This is a genomic window from Henriciella sp., assembly GCF_049649345.1.
GTDB lineage: Bacteria > Pseudomonadota > Alphaproteobacteria > Caulobacterales > Hyphomonadaceae > Henriciella.
The window spans coordinates 1-3,491 of sequence record NZ_JBARZC010000487.1 but is presented as its reverse complement, the minus strand read 5'-3'; the positions used below and the strand labels follow the sequence as shown (position 1 = coordinate 3,491).

5 protein-coding genes and 1 pseudogene are annotated in these 3,491 nt (G+C 61.7%); 2 read left to right on the top strand and 4 right to left on the bottom strand.

Annotated elements, in window-relative coordinates:
* Together WA989_RS13485 and gloB are read right to left on the bottom strand one after the other, a co-directional pair.
* Nucleotides 1-342, bottom strand: a 342-nt coding sequence (locus tag WA989_RS13485; protein WP_424341009.1) for a cupin domain-containing protein, incomplete at its 3' end; no start/stop codon positions are given.
* A 3-nt stretch (nt 343-345) separates the two neighbouring features.
* Nucleotides 346-1,107 carry a hydroxyacylglutathione hydrolase gene (gene gloB, locus WA989_RS13480; protein ID WP_424341008.1) on the bottom strand — a complete coding sequence of 254 codons (762 nt, stop codon included), beginning with the start codon at nt 1,105-1,107 and terminating at the stop codon, nt 346-348.
* A 44-nt stretch (nt 1,108-1,151) separates the two neighbouring features.
* On the opposite strand from gloB, the gene WA989_RS13475 reads away from it, so the two are divergent.
* Both WA989_RS13475 and WA989_RS13470 read left to right on the top strand, forming a co-directional pair.
* Nucleotides 1,152-1,994 carry a class I SAM-dependent methyltransferase gene (locus WA989_RS13475; RefSeq protein ID WP_424341007.1) on the top strand — a complete coding sequence of 281 codons (843 nt, stop codon included), beginning with the start codon at nt 1,152-1,154 and terminating at the stop codon, nt 1,992-1,994.
* Nucleotides 1,991-2,335, top strand: a complete 345-nt coding sequence (locus WA989_RS13470; RefSeq protein ID WP_424341006.1) for a P-II family nitrogen regulator — start codon at nt 1,991-1,993, stop codon at nt 2,333-2,335. Before WA989_RS13475 ends, WA989_RS13470 begins: the two co-directional genes overlap by 4 nt.
* Before the next feature lie 66 nt (nt 2,336-2,401).
* Here the strand turns inward: WA989_RS13470 and WA989_RS13465 are convergent, their stop codons facing one another.
* Together WA989_RS13465 and metX are read right to left on the bottom strand one after the other, a co-directional pair.
* Nucleotides 2,402-3,007 (bottom strand): methionine biosynthesis protein MetW, encoded by a 606-nt coding sequence (locus WA989_RS13465; RefSeq protein ID WP_424341005.1) that lies wholly within the window; start codon nt 3,005-3,007, stop codon nt 2,402-2,404.
* Nucleotides 3,007-3,491 (bottom strand): annotated as a pseudogene (metX, locus tag WA989_RS13460) (homoserine O-acetyltransferase); the annotation flags it as partial. The gene WA989_RS13465 and the pseudogene metX, both read right to left, overlap by 1 nt.

Genomic DNA, 3,491 nt, shown 5'->3' with positions numbered 1-3,491 from the left:
TTCGGCGGTCTGCCAGTGAAGCTTCGGGACGACGATGTGCGGCTCCTGCCCGGCCCGCAATTCCGGCCCGAGCGTGTGGGCGCTCGCGCCTTTGCCATCCGGCGGCGACAGGGTGAGCGAGAGCGGCCCGCCGGCATGCCAGGCCCAGACCTCATCGGCGTCAACTCGGTGCCAGGCCGAGACTTCATCAGCCTGAAGCAGATAATAGATCGTCGTGCAGGCGGCGCGGCCGTCGCCTTCGGCACGATAGACTTCAGTGTAATGGCCGCCTTCAGGATGGGGTGTCAGCCTGAGCAAGCGGATGATTTCATTGGCACCAAGGTCGCCTGAGAGGCCTGCCATCGCCTAGAAATGGTCCTTGCGGGACCGGATTTCCGCAAAGGTCGAGACCGGATCGCCGGGATGGCCCATGGCCGCCTGCAGCGCCTCATCGTCTGCGCGCAGGAACGGATTGGCCTTCAGCTCCCTGGAAAGCGTCGTCGGCACCGTCCAGTCGCCGCGCTGGCGCTTCATCCTGACATCGCTTGCATAGGCTGCGAGCGCGGCATTATCCGGATCGACGGTGACGGCGAATTTCGCATTCGCTTCTGTATATTCATGCGCGCAATAGAGCGTCGTTTCCGGCGGCAGTTCCTTGAGACGCGACAGGCTCGTCCACATCATTTTCGGGTCGCCCTCGAAGACGCGGCCGCAGCCAAGGGCGAAGAGGGCATCGCCGACAAAGGCAAGCTCCGCATCGGCGATATGATAGGCGATATGGCCCAGCGTGTGGCCGGGCACATCGATGATTTTTGCTGTCCATTCGCCGAGCTTGACCGTATCGCCCCCGCTCAGGGGCTGGTCGATGCCCGGAATTTTCTCCGCTTCGCCGGCCGGACCGAAGATCTTGCAGTCTGTCTTTTCCTTGATCGCCAGATTGCCGCCGGCATGGTCCGGATGCCAATGCGTGTTCCAGATCGCGGTAATGGTCCAGCCGAGGCTTTCGGCCTCGCTGAGATACTTGCCGCCATCGGGCGTATCGATAGCTGCGGTCTCGCCGGAGGCCCTGTCATGGACGAGGAAACCGTAATTATCATTCAGGCAGGGGAATTGGTGTACATCTATCATGACCCTATTTAACGACATGATGGCTTTACGAAACAAGAGGTTTCATGCGACTGCGCGCCGGCGATCTTGAAGACTTCTATGCCAGCCGGCTCGGAAAGGCGGCTCAGTTCCTGATGCTGAAACGCCTCGGAGACCTGTGGGGCGACTGTGCTGGGCTCAACCTGCTCGGCATGGGCTATGCCCGGCCGCTGCTCACCGGGTTCGCCGCGACGAGCAAGGCCTGCATTTCTGCAACGCCGCATATGGGCAAGGAAACCAGCTGGGCAGCCTCAGACCGCGGCATCTCCACCTGTCTGGCCGAAGAGGACCGCCTGCCTTTTGCTGACGGGGTCTTCGATCGCATCATCCTGCTCCACGCGATCGAGGAAGCTGACAGCCCGCGCGCCGTGCTGCGGGAGGCCTGGCGCCTGCTCGCGCCGGAAGGGCGGATGCTGGTTGCCGTGGCCAACCGAAAGAGCAGCTGGTCGCTCATCGAAGGCACGCCGTTCGGCCATGGCCGTCCGTGGACGCGCCGCCAGCTGATTACCTATCTGAACGATCACCTGCTACAGGTCACAGCCAGTACGACGGCTGTGCATATGCCGCCGGTGAAATACGGGTTTTTCGTTTCTGGCGCCGAAGCATGGGAGAAAGTCGGTCAGATTTTCGCTCCAGGTCTCGGCGGGGTTGTTTTGGTCGAGGCAACAAAGAGAATGTATGCTAAGCCGGGTAGCGGAGCGGTCGCCCCTGCGACCTCTCTTGCAGCGAGGCGCAAAGGTGCAGCACAACTGCCTAGAAAAGAGGCAGAGCTGGAATGCGTTGAAAATCGGCGGAAAACACGCGTTGACCCTGCACGCGCCACGCGCTTTGTTGGCGAAGTTGAACAATGGGAGGCTCTGGGGCCATGAAACTGATTACTGCCATCTTCAAGCCAAGCCGGCTGGATGCTGTCATAGACGCGTTGAGCGAGGCGGGCGTAGCTGGCCTGACAGTCTCAGAAGTGCGCGGCTATGGGCGCCAGCAAGGCAAAACGGAAGTCTATCGCGGCGCTGAATACGAAGTTCGTCTGCTGCCGAAAGTCAAAGTCGAAGTGGCCTGCGCCGCGGGCGACATCGACCGTCTGGTCGAAGCGATCATGGGCGCGGCAAACACCGGCACGATCGGCGACGGCAAGATTTTCGTCTCTGGCCTCGATTCGGTCATTCGCATCCGCACCGGCGAGAAGAACGAACAAGCGCTAAGCAGCTAGGACAAACGCACGGTCCCTTGAGGATTGTGTAAGAGCCGGTCGGGGGTCAGGGCCCGGCCGGCTTTTCTATGCCCGGCGCAGGTGCAGGATGACTTCGTCAGCCGCCCAGTTCAGCCGGGACAATCCGTTTTCCCTGAACGTGCCGACCTTGCCGGCATTGACAGGCGCCATGGCGACGGTTTCGAGGCCCAGCTCCCGGCACAGCTCGATCATATCCCGGGCCGTCGACGGGTGGAGAGCGGCCTCGTCATGCCAGACGCGGTGGCCCGGCATGCGGCCAGACTGCAGCAGTGACAGCCGGCGCGACCACAGCCCGTAATTGCGGAAAGACACGACGACATCGGGCGCGATGCGCGAGAGTTCTTCAAGAACGAAGTCCGGCCGGCGCATCTGCTGGATGGCCTTGGACAGGATCGATACATCAAACCCATCGTCCGGAAACACTTCCAGATCGCTGTCGGCGTCGCCCTGGATCACGGAGAGCCCACGCGCCAGCGCCAGGCCTGCCAGTTCGCTCGACAGTTCGAGCCCGCGCGCATCCACCTGCTTGCGCTCCCGCAGAAGCTGCAGAAGGTCGCCATTGCCGCAGCCGACATCGAGGACGCGGGCCCCTTGCGGGACAATGGCGGCAATCGCTTCATGGTCTGCGCGCAGCTTCCCGACGTCCGCCATCAGATGCCCCGCTTGTCTGCATTGGCGCTCAAAAATCCCGCGAGCGCGTCTTCAAAGACAGGCTCTTCGAGGAAGAACGCGTCATGTCCGTTGTCGGTCTCGATCTCGAGATAGCTCACCTCAGCGCCCGCGGCCGCCAGTGCCCGCGTGATCTCACGCGTTGATTGCGGGGGATAGTGCCAGTCAGACGAAAACGAAAAGAGACAGAAGCGCACCGGCGTATTGACGAAGGCATCGGCCAGCCGCCCGCCATACCGCGCGGCAAGATCGTAATAATCCATGGCCCGCGTCACATAGAGATAGGAATTGGCGTCAAACCGGTCGACGAAGGAATGGCCCTGATGACGCAGATAGGATTCGACCTGGAAATCGGCATCGAAGCTGAAACTCGTCTTGTCCCGGTCCTGCAGGCCGCGATCGAATTTCCGCTTCAGGGCGCCTTCGGAAACATAGGTTATGTGAGCGGCCATGCGTGCGATGGCGA